Genomic DNA, 17,450 nt, shown 5'->3' with positions numbered 1-17,450 from the left:
TTCGATATGCTGGCGTGGTGGGTTGGCATAACGGGCCGCCGAGCTGGTCGGAGATGGAGCGGGTACTTACCGGTAAACCGCGTCGTTCCGGGCTGCCGTTGGAACCCGTCGGCGACGGTGGGGACAGCCCGGCCTGGTCGCGTAAACGCGGTAGCTATCAGCCGCCGGAACTTGACCGGCCGCGGACGTCCGTCCGCTATGCCGAGCTACATGCGCACAGCGCCTACAGCTTCCTCGACGGCGCCAGTACGCCGGAGGAGTTGGTCGAGGAGGCGGCCCGGCTGAACCTGCGGGCGATCGCACTGACCGACCACGACGGGCTCTACGGCGTGGTCCGGTTCGCCGAGGCGGCCAAGGAGTTGGACGTCGCCACGGTCTTCGGTGCCGAGCTGTCGCTGGGGAACATTCCCCGCACCGAAGATCCCGATCCGCCCGGTCCGCATCTGCTGGTGCTGGCCCGTGGGCCGGAGGGCTATCGGCGGTTGTCCCGTGAGATCGCCAAGGCGCACCTGGCCGGTGGCGAGAAAGGTAAGCCCCGCTACGACTTCGACGGGCTCACCGAGGCCGCCGGTGGGCACTGGCACATCCTCACCGGATGCCGTAAAGGCCATGTCCGCCAAGCGCTCTCGAAAGGCGGTCCGGAAGCGGCTGCCGTCGCACTGGCCGATCTGGTGGATCGCTTCGGGGCGGGCCGGGTTAGCGTCGAACTCACCCGTCACGGTCATCCGTGTGACGACGAACGCAACGCCGCCCTGGCCGGGCTGGCCCGGCGGTTCGGGCTACCGGTGGTGGCCACTACGGGTGCGCACTTCGCCTCCCCCGACCGGGGCCGGCTGGCCATGGCGATGGCCGCGATCCGGGCCCGCAACTCGATGGACACCGCAGCGGGCTGGCTGGCCCCGCTCGGCGGGTCTCACCTGCGCTCGGGGGAGGAGATGGCCCGGCTGTTCGGTACCGGGATCACAACAGCCGCAGCAGATCTCGGTGAGCAGTGTGCCTTCGGGTTGGCGCTCATCGCCCCGCAGCTGCCCCCGTACCCAGATGTACCGTCCGGCGAAACCGAAGACAGTTGGTTGCGACACCTGGTGATGGCGGGAGCTGCCGAGCGGTACGGTCCCGTCGACAACGCGAAGAAGGCTTACGCGCAGATCGAACACGAACTGCGGATCATCGAGCAGTTGAAGTTTCCCGGCTACTTCCTTGTGGTGCACGACATCACCCGATTCTGCCGAGACAACAACATCCTGTGCCAGGGCAGGGGATCGGCGGCAAATTCGGCGGTCTGCTACGCGTTGAAGGTCACCAACGTCGATCCGATCGCCAACGAGCTGCTGTTCGAACGGTTCTTGTCCCCGGCTCGCGACGGCCCACCCGACATCGACATCGACATCGAGTCGGACCTGCGCGAGAACGTCATTCAGTACGTTTACGAGCGTTACGGTCGTGACTACGCCGCGCAAGTCGCCAACGTCATCACCTATCGCGGCCGCAGCGCGGTCCGCGACATGGCCCGGGCCCTGGGATTCTCGCAGGGGCAGCAGGATGCCTGGAGCAAGCAGCTCAGCCGGTGGGACGGGCGTCCGGACTCGCCGGAGGCCGAGGACATCCCGCGGCCGGTGATCGAGCTGGCCACCCAGATCGCCAACCTGCCGCGCCACCTCGGCATCCACTCGGGGGGCATGGTGATCTGCGACCGCCCGATCGCTGACGTGTGCCCGGTGGAGTGGGCCCGCATGGCCAACCGCAGCGTGCTGCAGTGGGACAAAGATGACTGTGCGGCAATCGGTTTGGTGAAGTTCGATCTCCTGGGCCTCGGTATGCTCTCGGCCCTGCACTACGCCATCGACCTGCTGGCCGAGCACAAGGGCATCGACGTGGACCTGGCCAAGCTGGACCTGTCCGAACCGGCGGTCTACGAAATGCTGCAGAAGGCCGACTCGGTCGGGGTGTTCCAGGTGGAATCCCGCGCACAGATGGCCACCCTTCCCCGGCTAAAGCCACGCACGTTCTACGACCTCGTGGTGGAGGTGGCGCTGATCCGGCCGGGGCCGATCCAGGGCGGCTCGGTGCACCCCTACATCAAGCGGCGCAACGGTCTGGAGGAAGTGACCTACGACCATCCCTCGATGGAGCCGGCGCTGAAGAAAACCCTTGGGGTGCCACTGTTCCAGGAACAGCTCATGCAATTGGCAGTCGACTGTGCGGGTTTCACCCCGGCCGAGGCCGACCAGTTGCGCCGGGCGATGGGTTCCAAACGCTCCACCGAGAAGATGCGCCGGTTGCGTGCCCGGTTCTACGACGGCATGCGAGACCTCCACGGCATCACCGGCGAGGTGGCCGAGCGGATCTACGAGAAGCTGGAGGCATTCGCCAATTTCGGTTTCCCGGAAAGTCATTCGCTGAGCTTCGCGTCGCTGGTCTTCTATTCGTCATGGTTCAAGCTGCACCATCCGGCGGCGTTCTGCGCGGCACTGCTGCGGGCCCAGCCGATGGGGTTCTATTCTCCGCAGTCACTGGTGGCCGACGCGCGCCGACACGGGGTGGTGGTACACGGCCCTGATGTCAACGCCAGCCTGGCCTACGCGACGTTGGAGAACGCCGGTATGGACGTACGGCTGGGGTTGGGCAGCGTGCGGCACATCGGTGACGAGTTGGCGGGGCGTCTGGTCGATGAACGAAATGCCCACGGGCCGTTCACCACCCTGATCGACCTGACCAACCGGGTGCAGCTGTCGGTGCCGCAGACCGAGGCGCTGGCCACGGCCGGGGCGCTGGGGTGTTTCGGGATCAGCCGGCGTGAGGCGCTGTGGGCCGCAGGTGCGGCGGCTACTCAGCGGCCGGACCGGTTACCGGGAGTGGGCTCTTCCTCCCACGTCCCGGCATTGCCGGGCATGAGCGCGCTGGAGCTGTCGGCCGCCGACGTGTGGGCCACCGGTATCTCACCGGACAGCTATCCCACCCAGTACCTGCGTGCCGACCTCGATGCGATAGGCGTGATTCCGGCCGACAAGTTGCTGGATGTCGTCGACGGGACTCGGATCCTGGTTGCCGGGGCGGTAACTCACCGGCAGCGTCCGGCGACCGCGCAGGGGGTGACGTTCATGAACCTGGAAGACGAGACCGGGATGGTGAACGTGCTGTGTGCACCGGGGGTGTGGGCTCGCTACCGCAAGCTGGCGCAGACGGCGCCGGCCCTGGTGGTCCGCGGAATCGTGCAGAACGCCAGCGGTGCGGTCACGGTGATCGCCGACCGGATGAGCCGGGTCGAGCTGAGGGTCGGGTCCCGGTCGCGCGATTTCCGTTGAGCGCTGAGGCCGGGTTCAGTGCTCCGCGTCGGCGCTCGGCTCCGCCTTCGGCAGCTCGGGCGGGCTCGCACTGGTGCCGTTCTCAAGCCCGCTCCGCAGCAACGACCATGCCAGCCGCCGCGCGGCAGTGGCCCGCTCTTGTAGCAGCCGCTGGACCGCCGGGATGGGGTTGGTTTCCGGGGTGCGTCCCTCGACCACGTCGGAGTGCACATCCTCGGCGACCTGGATCGCCATCAGGACCGCGTCGTTGACGCGGTTCAGCGCATCCTGCAGGCGCTCGTCTTGGTTGAGCAGGTGGGCGTTGTCCAGCTCGACCGAAACGTCGTTCACCACCTGGCTGATCTGCCCGAAGAGCGCGTTCATCGCGGTTTCCCGCTCGTCACGGTCCGGGTTGCGCAATTGCGTCGCAGCTTCGGTCCACAGCGTTGCGAGCATCCGGGTGTGTGCGCCGACCGCCCGCGACACCTCGATCATGGCCTGCTTCTGCAGTTGTTCGAGCAGGTTGTTGCGCTCGATACGGGCCAGTTCCTGCTGAGCCGCCAGCTCGGCATGGTGCAGTCTCTGCTGGGATTCCATCTGGGCCCGATGCCATTTCTGGTTCAGGGCGATCTCGAGGGCGGAGCGTTCGTCGGCGGCCGCGAGCTCACGGCGTAGCCGTTCGTCGGCTTGGGCGATGTCGTACTTGGCCTGACGCTGGAGCGTGAGGATGAGCCACATCGTCACCATCACGACGACGAAGACGACGGCGCCGAAGAACCACTCGGCCTTGCTTCCCGACTCGCCCGGACCGAACACCAGGTATCCGACGATGGCCAGGGCGCCCAGACCGGCGCACACCAACCAGCCGATGCTGACCTTGGTGATGCCGGCCTTGGTGTCGATCGGCGTGGCGTCGGGGGCCCGGACTTGATCCACTGCGGCCACCCGCATGGGCTCGGTCGTCTCGCCGATCTCGCTGTAATCCAACGGGGCACCCCCTGGCTCAGCGACCCTTGTCGATTCAGTTAGTCCGGCCATGTCGACCTCCCGTCGGCCAAGCCTGCCACCGTGCGGCGTTCAGAGTAAGGCCATCCTCGGCAGCGGGTGCTACCGGCCGGTGGCATCCGCATTCGCATACCTTGTTTTTCGTCATTCTTCAAGTGCCCCTAGCGATGACGCGCGGCGTCGAAACCGCTAGTGTCATCCCGAGTTCAACCGCGAGCGGCGGCGAATCGACCACCCAGGCCGAGCAGCCGGCCGTTCACCATGTATCTATTGCACTCGCTGGAGAATTGAGGCCTCATGGGACAAAAAGCCACGCTGGAAGGTGATTCGGCGGTCATCGTCAGTCTGTCGGAAGCGGCGATGCACATGTACTCGGCCGCCATCGACGCACTGCCGTTCCCCGAGGACAAGAAGTTCCACAAACGCGCCGACGTTGTCCTGTCCGGGCTGCGGAAGCTGCGCGCTTCCCTGACCGAGGCAGCCAGCAGCGACCGCCCTTCACCCTCGGTCATCGTGGCGCTCAGCGGAGTCCGTCAGCGGTACGACTCGCTGATGGCGCACGCCGCCGCGGCGCCGGGATCCTCTCTGGGGCAGCAGATCTACGTCACGCGCGTCCACGCCAAGCTGTCGGCGCAGGAAGTGGCTAACGGTGCCGGCCTGCCTGACGGCCTGCTCGACGAGCTCGAGGCGGGCGCAACCCCGACCGAGGCCGAGGCGCAGAAGATTCGGGACACCATTGCCGCGCTCGGCGGGTTGCCCGGCGACGATCACGGTATTCACGCTGTGCCCAACCCGATCGACTACGCGTCGTCCGACGAGTCGCAGGTCAGCGGCTGGGAGCCCATGGTGGTCTCGGAGAACGCCGGCTGATCGGCCCGTGCGCCGGCGCCTCGACGGCGTCGGTGTGCAACTTTCATCGGTTAGCTGAGTTTCACTGCGGCGCACGATGATTGAAGCTCCCCAGCAAACTGCTGGGGAGCTTCGCTGTTTTGGCGGCGCGGTAGTCTCGCGGCATGACAGCCGAATCCACCCTGAACCTGACCGTCGATGAACTCCTGACCACCACCCGATCGGTGCGCAAACGGCTCGACTTCGAGAAACCGGTGCCCCGGGACGTGGTCATGCAATGTCTCGACCTGGCGCTACAGGCCCCCACCGGGTCGAATGCACAAGGCTGGCAATGGGTTTTCGTGGAGGATGTGGCAAAGAAGAAGGCGTTGGCCGACATCTACCGGGCCAACGCCAACCCGTACCTCGACCTACCGAAGCCGGAGCGCGGTGACATCCGTGATGAGCAGATCGGCGCGGTGATGAGCTCGGCCAAGTACCTGGCCGACAACTTCGAGAAGGCGCCGGTGCTGATGGTGCCGTGCCTTGAGGGCCGGCCCGACGGTGCGCCCGCCGGGATGAGCGCGTCCTTCTGGGGCTCGCTGCTGCCCGCGGTGTGGAGCTTCATGCTGGCGCTGCGGTCACGGGGCCTGGGATCGGCCTGGACGACGCTGCACCTGCTCGGCGACGGAGAGAAGCAGGCCGCCGAGCTGCTGGGGATCCCGTTCGACCGGTACGCCCAGGCGGGTCTGTTCCCGATCGCCTACACCGTGGGCACCGACTTCAAGAAGGCCAAGCGCCTTCCGGCCGAGCAGTTCTCACACTGGGACAGTTGGTGAGCCGGGCGCTCTGGGGCCTCTGGTGCACCCGATGCAATTGTGAAGCCGGTGTATGAACTCTCTGTGAGATTCGGGCGTGGGTCGCGGGGCGGCCCACGCCCGAGGCGTAACTAGACGCCGCCGGCGAACCCGTGCTGGCGCCACGCCTCATAGGCGGCGACTGCCGCCGCATTCGACAGATTCAATGACCGTCTGCCGTCGAGCATCGGAATACGCACCTGCTCGGTGATATTCGGGTCGGCCAGAGTGTGTGCGTCCAGGCCGGTGGGTTCCGGGCCGAACATCAAAACGTCTCCCGGCTCATAGGCGATATCGGCGAACGAGGTCGACGCATGCGCGGTGAACGCGTAGACCCGGGCCGGCAGCAATGCCCGCCACGCGGCGGCCAGATCGGCGTGCACGGTCACCGATGCCAGGTCGTGGTAGTCGAGGCCGGCCCGGCGCAGCTTGGGCTCGGACAGGTCGAAGCCCAACGGCTCGACCAGGTGCAGCTCGCATCCGGTGCCCGCCACCATCCTGATCGCATTGCCGGTGTTGGGTGCGATGCGCGGAGAAAAGAACAACACCCGGAACATCCGACGATGATCGTACGAAGGCCGGCCGCGGGGCGAATCGGGATGCAAATGCGGGCGAAATCGGCTACCCGGAATGCGGCGCGGAAATCGGTACGCGATTCGGCAAGGTCGGCGCTGTTTGCTCGATTACCACACAACTGCGCTACAGCTCGGTCACGAACTCTGTCTGTTCAGTAAGAATTGTGGAAACGCTCGCGGGAGACTGTCATACTCGTGCAATTGCCAAGGCGTTTGACGCCCGCCCCCGCGTGGGCGGAAACAGCAGGAAGTCTTATGAATCACGCCCCACGAGTGAATTGCGGCCACGCAGCCGGTAGTGCGGTTGGGCGCCGATGACTGCCTTTACGCAGCTGAAACAGGCTGACGGCACCCTCGTCGAATTCTCCCCAGCTCCATCGGCTCCGGCCAAGCGCCCCTCGCGCTGGTCACCGGCCAACTGGCCGGTCACGAGGAAAGTCCTTGCCATCGTCGTCGTGCCGTTGATCCTGGCGGCGACATTCGGTGGCTTGCGCATCTATGCCAGTGCCAGCGCCGCCGGAGACCTGCGGTTGGCGGCCGACCGCGCCGAACTGATCCCCGACATCGACGGCTATATGGCGGCGATGGAGGGCGTGCTGATCGCAGCCACCGAAGGCGGCGACGGGCAGTCGGCCATGTCCACGTTCGACGAGCGCAAATCCGACTTGAAGCAGCGGGTGGATGCCACCGATCTGCCCGAAGACGTGGATCAGGCGGTGACCGGCCTGCTCGGGAAAGGCCAGCAACTCGTCGATGCCGTGATGTCCAATTCGATCGACCTGCGGCAGCGCATCCTCGAGTACGGTCCGCTGCTGCTGACCGGCGAAGCCGCCATCACCGGTTCGGTGCACAGCAATCAACAGGCGGTCCAGGCCCGGGTGGAGGCACTGGCTCGCGCGGTGGGCGCCCGTGGGCAGATGGCGATCCAGCGGATGCTGGTCAACCGCGGCGGCGACGAGCCGGAGCCGTTGCTGCGCACCTCGATGATCACGATGGCCGGCACCGAGCCGTCCACGGTCGCGGCGCTGACGAAGGTGCTCGGGGGCGGCTCCGAGGAGGCGGCCACACTGCGCGCCGAGATGGTCAAGCGCATGGCGATGATGTCGAACCCCGGCATCCCGCTCGTCGGGAACCCGGACATGTTGGCCTCGCTGGACGCGACCAACAAGATCGCCGAGCAGATCATCGAGGACACCACGACGTCCATCCCGGCGGCCGTGGAGGCACAGGCCGCCGATGCCCGCAACGACGCCATCCGCGACGCCATCCTGGTGGCGACCGCGATCGTCAGCGCCATGGTCATCGTGTTGTTGGTGGCCCGATCGCTGGTGCGCCCGCTGCGCACCCTGCGTGACAGCGCGCTCAAGGTCGCCCACCAGGACCTGGCCAAGGAGATCGAGCGGGTTCGCGCCGGCGGCGAGTTGGTGCCGGTCAACCCGATCCCTGTGCAGACCACCGAAGAGGTCGGTCAGGTGGCCCATGCGGTCGACGAACTGCACGAGCAGGCGGTGTTCCTCGCCGGGGAACAGGCCCAGCTGCAGCTGCAGGTCGCCGACATGTTCGAGACGTTGTCGCGGCGCAGCCGTTCCCTGGTCGACCAGCAGTTGTCGCTCATCGATCAGCTCGAACGCAACGAGGACGATCCAGAACGCCTGGAGAGCCTGTTCCGGCTCGACCACCTGGCTGCCCGCATGCGCCGCAACGGCGCGAACCTGTTGGTGCTGTCCGGTTCCAAACTCGCGCGTGAGCACAGCCGTCCGGTGCCGCTGGCGACGGTGATCAACGCCGCTGCCTCGGAAGTGGAGGACTACACCCGCGTCGTCACCGCGTCGGTGGCCGACGTCGAGATCGTCGGTGCGGCGGCCGGTGACCTGATCCACCTGCTGGCCGAACTCCTCGACAATGCGCTGCGCTATTCGCCGCCGATCTCGCAGGTGCGGGTCTCGGCCGTGCATGCCGCCAAGGGCGCGTTGGTGATCGAGGTCAGCGACGTCGGCCTGGGCATGACCGAGGCCGATCTGCGGGTCGCCAACACCCGTCTGCAGTCCGGCGGTGAGGTCAACCCCTACACCGCGCGCCACATGGGTCTGTTCGTGGTCGGGCGCCTGGCCACCCAGCACGGCCTGGTGGTGCGGCTGCGCAGCACCGTGGCCGAAGAACCGAGTTCGGGTACCACGGCAGGGGTGTACATCCCGGCGGCACTGCTGGCCCGCGACGGGGCCGACCCGATCGACGAGCTGCCTTACGGCAGGCCCGTCGACGCGCATGCCGGGATCTCGACGGCGCTGTCGTTGGACGCCGACCCGGCCGATGCGTCGGCGTTGGACTCGGAAACGGCTGAGGCCCACCTCAACGGCGCAGAGATGCCGTTCGACCTGCTGCCGCAGCGCAGTCCCGGGGCCAGCGGAATCTCGGAGCTGCCGGGCACCCTCGCCCCGCAACCGGAACCGGAGCCGGCGGCGGAAGTGCCGGCCCAGGAACCTGAGGACGAACCGGTCAGCGAGTGGCCACAGCAATGGCCCGTGCACACCGAAGAGAGTGCGGCGCTGGCCAAGGGCGAAGTCAAGGGTGAGGGCGCGGGTGCGGCCGGCCCGACGGCTGACGAAGTGGACGACACCGACGAAGTGGACGACACCGACGAAGTGGACGACACCGAGGCCGGACGTCAAACACCGACCAACACGTCGTCGTTCTTCGCCTCGCGCGGCCAGGCCGCCGCCTACGGCGTCAACGGCCTCAACGGCGCAGACGACCACGACGGCCGCAACGGCGTCAACGGCCACAGCGGTCTGAACGGAGTCAGCGGTCTCAACGGTCTCAACGGTGCGGCTCAACAAGCCGAGCCCGCACCCGAGGAGCACGTCGAACCCGCGGCCCAGGCCGAAAGCCCCGAGGCCCAGGGCGACTCCATCTATCAGTCGATGGTCTCCGAATTCGAGATCGACCCGACCACCCACGTGCGCAGCGCCGACCTGGATTGGCAGACGGTCTGGGAGAAGGGCTGGTCGGTGGCCGCGGCCGCGCAGGACGCGCCCGTCGACCAGCGCACCGAGGAAGGCCTGCCCATGCGTACCCCGGGCGCCCGCCTGGTGCCGGGCGGCGTCGCCGCTGCCGTCGGCGCTGCCGGCGAGTCCAACGGCCGTCACCGCAACGGTGGAGTACACCGTAACGACGACAGCGTCGAGACGGTAGCATCGGCAGACGAACCTGACAGCGGCATGTTCGCGGCGTTCAAACCGCGCGATCCCGAGGCTGTCCGTACCAGCACCAGCAACCTTTTCGGAGGCGTGCACGCCGGACGGTCGCATGCCCGTGAGACCAGAGGAACCGATAACGAATGACCCGTCCGACGCAGCGCGACTCCCTGGACTGGCTCGTGTCCAAGTTCGCCCGCGAGGTTTCCGGGGTGTCCCACGCGGTGCTGGTTTCGGCCGACGGACTGCTGATGGCCGCCAGCGAACACATGCCGGTCGAGCGGGCCGACCAGCTCGCCGCAGTCTCCTCCGGACTGGCCAGCCTCGCCACCGGAGCGTCCCAGTTGTTCAACGGCGGTCACGTGATGCAGTCGGTGGTCGAAATGGAGAACGGCTACCTGCTGCTGATGCGGGTGGGAGACGGCTCCAACCTGGCCACGCTGACCACCCCGTCGTGTGACATCGGCCAGGTCGGCTACGAGATGGCGATTCTGGTCGAGCGGGTCGGCGCGGTGGTGCAGTCTTCGCGCCGCACGCCGCAACCGTCCTGAGTCCCCGCCCCCTTCTGCCCTTCGCGAGGTGCCTTGTGGACGAACCGGAAAACACTGACCGTCCGAGTCTGGTGCGGCCGTACACACTGACGGCCGGCCGCACGGACTCGCGCGTGCACCTTCCGCTGGAAGCGCCGGTGCAAAAAACCGACACGACCCGTGAACCGCGCTGGACTGGGCACGATGTGCGCGCACAGATCGTAGAGTTGTGCACCGGCAGCCCTTCGGTTGCCGAGATTGCCGCTCATTTATCTCTCCCGCTCGGCGTGGCGCGCGTGCTGATCGGGGACTTGGTGACGCAGGGTTATCTACGGGTGGAAGCCACCCTTGATGATTCGGCTAGCTTCGACGAACGCCGCGAATTGATTGGAAGGACCCTGCGTGGCCTACGAGCACTCTGAACCCCGCTCGGCCTCCGCCGGTGGCGCCCCCCGACGTGGGGCAGCCTCGACGAAGATCGTCATCTCTGGCGGGTTCGGGGCAGGGAAGACGACATTCGTCGGCGCGGTCTCCGAGATCATGCCGCTGCGGACAGAAGCGTTGGTCACCAACGTGTCTGAAGGTGTCGACGCCCTGGACGGAACCCCGGACAAGCGCACCACCACGGTCGCGATGGACTTCGGCAGGATCACGCTGGACGAGGATCTGGTGCTCTACCTGTTCGGCACGCCCGGGCAGCGCCGGTTCTGGTTCATGTGGGACGACCTGGTGCGCGGCGCGATCGGTGCCATCATCCTCGTCGATGTGCGACGCCTGCAGGACAGCTTCGCGGCGGTCGACTTCTTCGAGGCCCGCAAGCTGCCGTTCATCGTCGCGGTCAATGAGTTCGACGACGCGCCAAAGCATCCCACCCAGGCAGTCCGCAAGGCGCTGGCACTGCCCGAGCACATCCCGGTGGTCGCCGTGGACGCCCGTGACCGCAACTCGGCGAAGGCTGCCCTGATCGCGGTCACCGAGTACTCGTTGACGACGATGTCGGCGTTGCCCGGCTGAGGCGTGGCAGCTGACGAAACCGCCTGGGCGGACCGGGAATTCACCGGTCACGACTTCCGCGACGAAGATCTGAGCCGGTTGCGCACTGAGCGGGTGGTGTTCACCGAGTGCGATTTCAGCGGCGTTGACATGTCTGAGTCGGAGCATTTCGGCTCGGCCTTCCGCAACTGCACGTTCCGGCGCGCCACCCTCTGGCACAGCACCTTCACCAACTGCAGCCTGCTCGGTTCGGTGTTCAGCGAGTGCCGGCTCCGGCCGATCAAGATCGTGGAATCGGATCTGACCCTGGCCGTGCTCGGTGGCTGCGATCTGCGCAACGTCGACCTGTCGGACTGCCGCCTGCGGGAGGCCAGTCTGGTCGGTGTGGACCTGCGCAAGGCGGTGCTACGGCAGGCGGACCTGACCGGTGCGCGGGTGCAGGACGCCAAGCTCGACGAGGCCGATCTGCGTGGTGCCCGCGTCGACCCCACTTTCTGGACCACCGCGAAGCTGCGCGGCGCCAAGATCGACATCGCCCAGGCGCTGGCCTACTCCGCGGCACACGGTCTCGACGTCCACGGCGGCTAGCCGGGGCCCAACCGGCCGGCCTTCCGGCGCCCTCTTTGTCACGCCAGCCGGGCCGTCGGCGTTGAGCGTCACTCTGGCGTGGCATCCAAATCTGTCTTGTCACGTCAGAGTGGCGCCCGAGCCCGAGCGTCACTCTGGCGTGACAACGGGCCTGACAACGAACGGGTAGAACTCAGCCGGCCTTGAGGCGGATCCGCCACCGCACGAACCCGGTGTAGACGATGCAGAGCAACAGCAGGATGCCGATGTTGATCAGCCACACGGTCGGGGTGTGCTTCCAGTGCGAATCGGCCGGCAGCAGCGGTGGCGGCACCAGGCGGGTCAGGTCGATGGTCGACGCCGACGCCGCGAAGCCCCAGCGGGCCGGGGTGATCCACGATAACTGATCGAGCACCACGCGGTCGGTCACCGGGATCATGCCGCCGGAGAACACCAGCTGGCTCATCACGGTCACAACCAGCAGAGGCATGATCTGTTCGGCAGAGCGGGCCAGTGCCGACAGCGCCAGGCCCACCATCGCGGAGGCCACACATGTCATGGAGATGTCGATGAACAACTCCAGGTTGCGGCCGCTGATGAAGGCCCCGCTGTCGACAGAGCCCGGACCCCAGCCCTTCCCCAGGATCGTGATCACCGTGACGATGGCCGATTGGAGCACGGCGAACACGGCGAAAACCGCGATCTTGGCCAGCAGGTAGGCCGTCGTCGACAGGCCGACCGCCTGCTCGCGACGGAAGATCGCCTGCTCGCCGATCAGCGCCCGGATGGTCAGCGCGGTGCCCATGAAGATCGCACCGACGTTGAGCATCACCAGGATCTGGCCTGCTTCGTTGGGCGCCTCGCCGCCTTGGACGGCCGGCACCGGCAGACCGAACCCGACATCACCGGGCACCGACAGCGACAGCACACCCATGATGAACGGCAGCATCAGCAGGAACGCGGTGTAGCCCCGGTCGGACACGATCAGCCGAACTTGTCGGCGGGCGATCGTGGACAGCTGCCGGAACAGGCTGGTCTTGGCGGGCGCACCCAGATCGCCGGGCTGTGCCGACGACGCCGCGGCCGCCGGTGCCGGACCGGTACGGGCCAGATACTTGCGGTTGGCCTCGGCCGGATCGCCTGCCACGGTGCTGAAGATGTCGGCCCAGTTGGTCGTGCCGAGCTCGGGACCGATCTGATCGGGCGGGCCACAGAACGCGGTCTTACCGCCAGGGGCCAGCAGCAGCACCTGATCGCACACGTCGAGGTAGGTCAGCGAGTGCGTGACGACGAGCACCACGCGGCCGGCGTCGGCCAGCTGGCGCAGCATCGTCATCACCTGGCGGTCGAGTGCTGGGTCCAGGCCGGAGGTGGGCTCGTCGAGGATCAGCAGTGACGGGCCGGTCAGCAGTTCGAGTGCGACCGAGGCGCGCTTACGCTGCCCGCCGGACAGCTTGTCGACGCGCGTGTCGAGGTGCTTGGTCATCTCAAGCTCTTCGAGCACCTGCATGACGACCTGCTCGCGGTCTTCCTTGGTGGTGTCCGGCGGCAGTCGCAGCTCGGCTGCGTACATCAGGGCCTGCCGGACCGTGAGCTGGCCGTGCACCACGTCGTCTTGGGGGACCATGCCGATCCGGGAACGCAGCGAGGCGTATTCGGCGTGAACGTCGTGACCCTCGAAGGTGACCGAGCCGCTCGTCGGATGTGTGTAGCCGGCGACCTGTTTGGCGAATGTCGACTTGCCCGCACCCGACGGGCCGATCACCGCGGTGAGGGTGCCGGGCCGGGCATCGATGGAGATGTTGTCGAGCAGGGTCTTGTTGCCCTCGATGGTCCACGTCAGGCCGCGTACCTCGAGACCGCCGGTGCGGGTGTCGGCCTCGGTTTCACTGCGGCGCACCAGGGTGCCCCCGGTGAACACCAGGTCGACATTGCCGATGGTGACCACGTCGCCGTCGTGCAGGACGGCGGAATCCACCCGCGCGCCGTTGACGAACGTGCCGTTGATGCTGCGCTCATCACGGATTTCGGTGCCGCCGGTCATCGGGATCAACGTCGCGTGATGTCGCGAGGCCAGCACGTCGGGAATGACGATGTCGTTGTCGGTCGCGCGGCCGATCTTCACCGAACCTGCCGGCGCCGCGGTGGTGCGCCCTGGCCGCAGGATCTTCATCATGCTGGTCGCGATGTTGCCGCCGGCTTCACTGCTGCCGCGAGCCGAGCCGGCCGCCGGGCCCATCGCCGTCGGTGCCGCGGCCGGGTTCGAGTTGCGGACCGGCTGCGACTGATAGGACTGCGGCCCGCTGGGGTGGCCCGGCTGCGGGCCGCTCGGGTAACCGGTTTGTGGGCCGCTCGGGTAACCGGTTTGTGGGCCGCTCGGGTAGCCGCCCTGTGGGCCGCTGGGATATCCGGCCGGCGCGGTGGGGTAGCGCGGCTGCGGACCGGACGAGTATCCGGGGCGGGCAGGTGCGGGCGGCTGACCGTAGTGCTGACGGCCGGGAGCGGCCGCCTGGGTAGGCCAGGCGCCGCTGGGACGGTTGCCGACGGGCACCGCAGCGGTCGGCGTCCGGCCGACCGAACCCTGGTGTCGCCCCACCTCGAAGGTCAACTGGGGCCCGTCGGGGTTACCGATGTTGACGACCTGGCCGTCGTGGATGTCGATCGTGGGCACCCGACGGCCGTTGGCATACATGCCGTTGAGGCTGCCGTTGTCGATCGCGACCCAACGGCCTTGGTCGAAGCGCAGCACCAGGTGCGCACGCGAGATCAGCGGGTGGGCAATGCGGACGTCGGCACGAAGGTCTCGGCCGATGACGACATCGTTGCCCGGGGCAAAGGTACGGGTCGACCCGTCGAAACGAACAGTCAGCGCAGGGCTCATCGCGCTCAACTCTATCGGTTGTTCTCACCGGGGCTGGGCCGTTGCGGAGGTGTCGCCGCGTGTGACGATGGCACCCATGGGTTCTGAAGAGGCGCGGAAGACGGCAGGCCGGGTGCTCGGCGTGCTGCGGTCGCTCGGCACGATGCTGGCCGGGGCGGCAGTGGTGTGGCTGGTGTGGGCGGCGGTGCTGGCGGCCTGGGCGCGGCTCGGCGCGCAGCGCAGCGCCGGCGAAAGCGCCTGGTACGTCTCCGGGCTGCACCGGTGGGGCGACGCCCTCCCGGGCCGTATGGCGCTGATAGTGGTGGTCGTCGCGGTGGTGCTGCTTGCGGCGATGGCCTACAGCGTCTGGCGCGGTCACACGGGCCGGGACCTGGCGGCCACCCCGGCCGGAGCGGCAGGCGTGGCGGCGCTGCTGGTCATCGCCTACGTCTCCCAGGGAATCCCGGCGTTCTATCGGACGGCGATGGACAATGCGCCGGTCACCGCGGCGCTGCCGGCCGGGATGGCGGCCTGGTGGTTGGGCCTTGCGGGTGCCGCGGCGACTTTCCTGGCGGCCCGGGCCTTCCCTGTGCTGGATCGCGGTGCCGTGAAGTTGCTGGCGCTCGGTGCAGCGATCGCAGTCGTGGTTGCCGCGGTGGTGACCGTGGGCGCCTTTCGCGCCGGTGACGACACACGTTTCCTCGATGCGACGACGGCAGCAGCTACCGATGTGCCTGCGGTGCCCGACACGTTGGGGAAGCGCACGTTCACGGTGTCTGTGCCCGACGCGTTCGAGGGGGACAGGCACGAGCCCACTCGCCAAATCGCTGCTGCCGGAGCCGGTTTCGCGGTGTACGGCGATCACCGCATTACCGCCTACGGCATCGACGGCAAGGAACGCTGGCACTTTGCGCGCACCGGGCCCGGCGGGGTGGCGGTCAACGGCATGCGGGTGTTCGACAACGGCGCCACGGTGGTGGCCGTGGTCGACAAGGGTCTGGTGGGTCTCGATGCCACCACCGGCGAGCGGCTGTGGGCAGGCGCCGACGATCAGATGATGTATGCGCTGGCCGAAGTGCCCGGCTACAACCTGGAGGCGCCGTTCTTGGTGTACCGCGACGACCGGGCCTGGGTGCGCTTCGACACCCGCACCGGTGCCCCGAAGTGGACGGTGCCCGCACCCCACGCCGATTGCGTCTTCCCGGCCCGCGCGGTGGACACCCGCGCGTGGCTGGTGTCGGTGGTGCAATGTCCGTCCGAGCAGGGCAATGCGATCCGGGTGGTCGCACTCAACCCCGACAACGGCGAAACCGTTTGGGACCACGAGGTGTTCAAAGGTCAGGCCGACGCGGGCGCGGTGGCCACTGCGGCGAATGCGGTGGGCATCTTCATTCAGTTCGGTGGGGCCGGCGCACCTTCGGGGATCTCCTACGTCAACGTGGTGGACAAGAGCGTGACCCCGCTCCCGGAGCGGGGCACCGGCGAACCTTCCCTCGGGCCCAGTGACAACTTCCTGTTCTCGGGCCGTGACGGCGGCCGCCAACTCATGTTGTTCGGTCCCGACGGTAAGCAGAGATGCGCTGGCGTCCAAGGTGTTCGCGGCACCCAGACCCGCGTTGCGGGGCACGGTTCGGGCCTGGCGTATCTGTCGTTCGCGAACAGCTTCGTGCTGGCGGACAACTCAGATCAGGGGTCGCTGCGTACCTTCGACGCGAAGACCTGCGCTCAGACCGCGGCGGTGCCCGCGGAGTCGGTGGAGGGTTTCGTTCCGGTGCCGGGTGCGGTCCTGGTGCTGCGGCGCGACGGGCAGACGCTGCAGATCGACGGGTACACCGCTTAGGCGGGTGTGTTGGCCAGTGCGGGCACCGCTTCTTTCGGGTAGCGGTCCTGGGCGTCCCATACGTCCCAGGTCTGGACTGCCCAGAACACGGCGAACAGCACAATGAGGATGAGTTCGACGGTGATCACGCCGAAGTGCCAGCCGAGGATCAGCAGTACGACGCCGGCCGCGATGGTGATGAGCATGAGCCCGGCGATCGTGGCGTAGAACCGCGCCAGGTGCCGGCGCACAGCTGCCCTGGCGTAGCACGCGTGGTAGACCGCCACGAGCGTGATGGCCAGAAACATTGCCACCGAGGCGATTACGTGTGCGTGTTGAGCGAACCAGCCCCACAGCATCAGCGGTGCCCCGGCGACGGAGATGGCCAACAACCCTGCCGGAAGCCACTTTTCGGTGCGAATCAGCGTGGTGGCGATGGTCTTCCACGGCGTGGCGGCCTCGGAGCAGGACGGCTCGGAGGCCACGGGGGGCTCATGCGGTCGCCGCCAGTGACTCAGCGCCAGATAGGTCCCGGTGCCGACGGCGACGGCCACGAACAGCGCGGCGACGTTGTTGGCGACGCCGCCGAACGGGTCGGTGACGGTGGGAAGCCATGGTCGGCACAGATCACCGGGGCCGGTGGGCACCAGCGCCACGATGAAGGCCATGAACCCGGAATAGTTCAGCAAGGCGTCTTCACCGATGCGGCTGCCCTTGTAGGCGATCAGGCAGATCCCGATCGCACACAGCGAGGCCAGGAACACCGCGTGGGTGCGGGTGTAGAAGAACGCACTGATCGAGCCCTGCGGGCAACTGTGCGCCCACGTCAACGCCAGCGAGGTCAACAGGAACACCACCAGCGCGACCAGACCGACCCGCACATAGCGGTAGGTCACCATGGTGTCGCTGGGGTCGTTACTACTACCAACCATGGAGCT

General features: G+C 67.4%; 13 protein-coding genes. 9 read left to right on the top strand and 4 right to left on the bottom strand.

The window, feature by feature from the left end; all coding sequences use genetic code 11:
- The first annotated feature begins 17 nt into the window (after positions 1-17).
- On the top strand, positions 18-3,305 hold the full coding sequence (locus BKG60_RS26180; protein WP_070946030.1) for an error-prone DNA polymerase: 3,288 nt from the start codon (positions 18-20) through the stop codon (positions 3,303-3,305).
- 15 nt (positions 3,306-3,320) lie between these two features.
- On the opposite strand, the gene BKG60_RS26175 is transcribed toward BKG60_RS26180, so the two are convergent.
- Complete coding sequence (locus BKG60_RS26175; RefSeq protein WP_242671649.1) at positions 3,321-4,322, bottom strand: hypothetical protein; 1,002 nt, start codon at positions 4,320-4,322, stop codon at positions 3,321-3,323.
- A gap of 264 nt (positions 4,323-4,586) precedes the next feature.
- On the opposite strand from BKG60_RS26175, the gene BKG60_RS26170 reads away from it, so the two are divergent.
- Together BKG60_RS26170 and BKG60_RS26165 are read left to right on the top strand one after the other, a co-directional pair.
- The gene (locus BKG60_RS26170; RefSeq protein ID WP_070187360.1) at positions 4,587-5,159 is read left to right on the top strand and encodes a forkhead-associated protein; all 573 of its coding nucleotides are present in this window, start codon (positions 4,587-4,589) and stop codon (positions 5,157-5,159) included.
- A gap of 143 nt (positions 5,160-5,302) precedes the next feature.
- On the top strand, positions 5,303-5,956 hold the full coding sequence (locus tag BKG60_RS26165; protein WP_070945977.1) for a nitroreductase family protein: 654 nt from the start codon (positions 5,303-5,305) through the stop codon (positions 5,954-5,956).
- A 110-nt stretch (positions 5,957-6,066) separates the two neighbouring features.
- Here the strand turns inward: BKG60_RS26165 and BKG60_RS26160 are convergent, their stop codons facing one another.
- Positions 6,067-6,531 carry a tRNA (cytidine(34)-2'-O)-methyltransferase gene (locus BKG60_RS26160; RefSeq protein ID WP_070187358.1) on the bottom strand — a complete coding sequence of 155 codons (465 nt, stop codon included), beginning with the start codon at positions 6,529-6,531 and terminating at the stop codon, positions 6,067-6,069.
- Between the two features lie 332 nt (positions 6,532-6,863).
- On the opposite strand from BKG60_RS26160, the gene BKG60_RS26155 reads away from it, so the two are divergent.
- From BKG60_RS26155 to BKG60_RS26135, 5 genes are read left to right on the top strand one after another with little or no spacing between them, the layout of a single operon-like run.
- A complete protein-coding gene (locus BKG60_RS26155; protein WP_075910195.1) occupies positions 6,864-9,890 on the top strand; it encodes a HAMP domain-containing sensor histidine kinase in 3,027 nt (1,008 codons plus the stop codon).
- Positions 9,887-10,294, top strand: a complete 408-nt coding sequence (locus BKG60_RS26150; RefSeq protein WP_070187356.1) for a roadblock/LC7 domain-containing protein — start codon at positions 9,887-9,889, stop codon at positions 10,292-10,294. The genes BKG60_RS26155 and BKG60_RS26150 overlap by 4 nt, the downstream gene beginning before the upstream one ends.
- 35 nt (positions 10,295-10,329) lie before the next feature.
- Positions 10,330-10,695, top strand: a complete 366-nt coding sequence (locus BKG60_RS26145; RefSeq protein WP_070946031.1) for a DUF742 domain-containing protein — start codon at positions 10,330-10,332, stop codon at positions 10,693-10,695.
- On the top strand, positions 10,676-11,287 hold the full coding sequence (locus BKG60_RS26140; RefSeq protein WP_070945979.1) for a GTP-binding protein: 612 nt from the start codon (positions 10,676-10,678) through the stop codon (positions 11,285-11,287). Before BKG60_RS26145 ends, BKG60_RS26140 begins: the two co-directional genes overlap by 20 nt.
- A gap of 3 nt (positions 11,288-11,290) precedes the next feature.
- Positions 11,291-11,854 (top strand): pentapeptide repeat-containing protein, encoded by a 564-nt coding sequence (locus tag BKG60_RS26135; RefSeq protein ID WP_070945980.1) that lies wholly within the window; start codon positions 11,291-11,293, stop codon positions 11,852-11,854.
- Positions 11,855-12,026: 172 nt separating this feature from the next.
- Here BKG60_RS26135 and BKG60_RS26130 read toward each other — a convergent pair whose 3' ends face one another.
- Entirely contained in the window at positions 12,027-14,714 is a 2,688-nt protein-coding gene (locus BKG60_RS26130; protein WP_165617818.1) for an FHA domain-containing protein, read from the bottom strand.
- Between the two features lie 76 nt (positions 14,715-14,790).
- On the opposite strand from BKG60_RS26130, the gene BKG60_RS26125 reads away from it, so the two are divergent.
- A complete protein-coding gene (locus BKG60_RS26125; RefSeq protein ID WP_075910293.1) occupies positions 14,791-16,533 on the top strand; it encodes an outer membrane protein assembly factor BamB family protein in 1,743 nt (580 codons plus the stop codon).
- Here BKG60_RS26125 and BKG60_RS26120 read toward each other — a convergent pair.
- The gene (locus BKG60_RS26120) at positions 16,530-17,444 is read right to left on the bottom strand and encodes a diphosphate--fructose-6-phosphate 1-phosphotransferase (RefSeq protein WP_070945982.1); all 915 of its coding nucleotides are present in this window, start codon (positions 17,442-17,444) and stop codon (positions 16,530-16,532) included. The two genes, BKG60_RS26125 and BKG60_RS26120, sit on opposite strands and share 4 nt — an antisense overlap.
- Positions 17,445-17,450 lie beyond the last annotated feature (6 nt).

The organism is Mycobacterium syngnathidarum (assembly GCF_001942625.1).
GTDB lineage: Bacteria > Actinomycetota > Actinomycetes > Mycobacteriales > Mycobacteriaceae > Mycobacterium > Mycobacterium syngnathidarum.
Note: the sequence above shows the minus strand (reverse complement) of the source record. Positions and strands in the feature narration are given on the sequence as shown.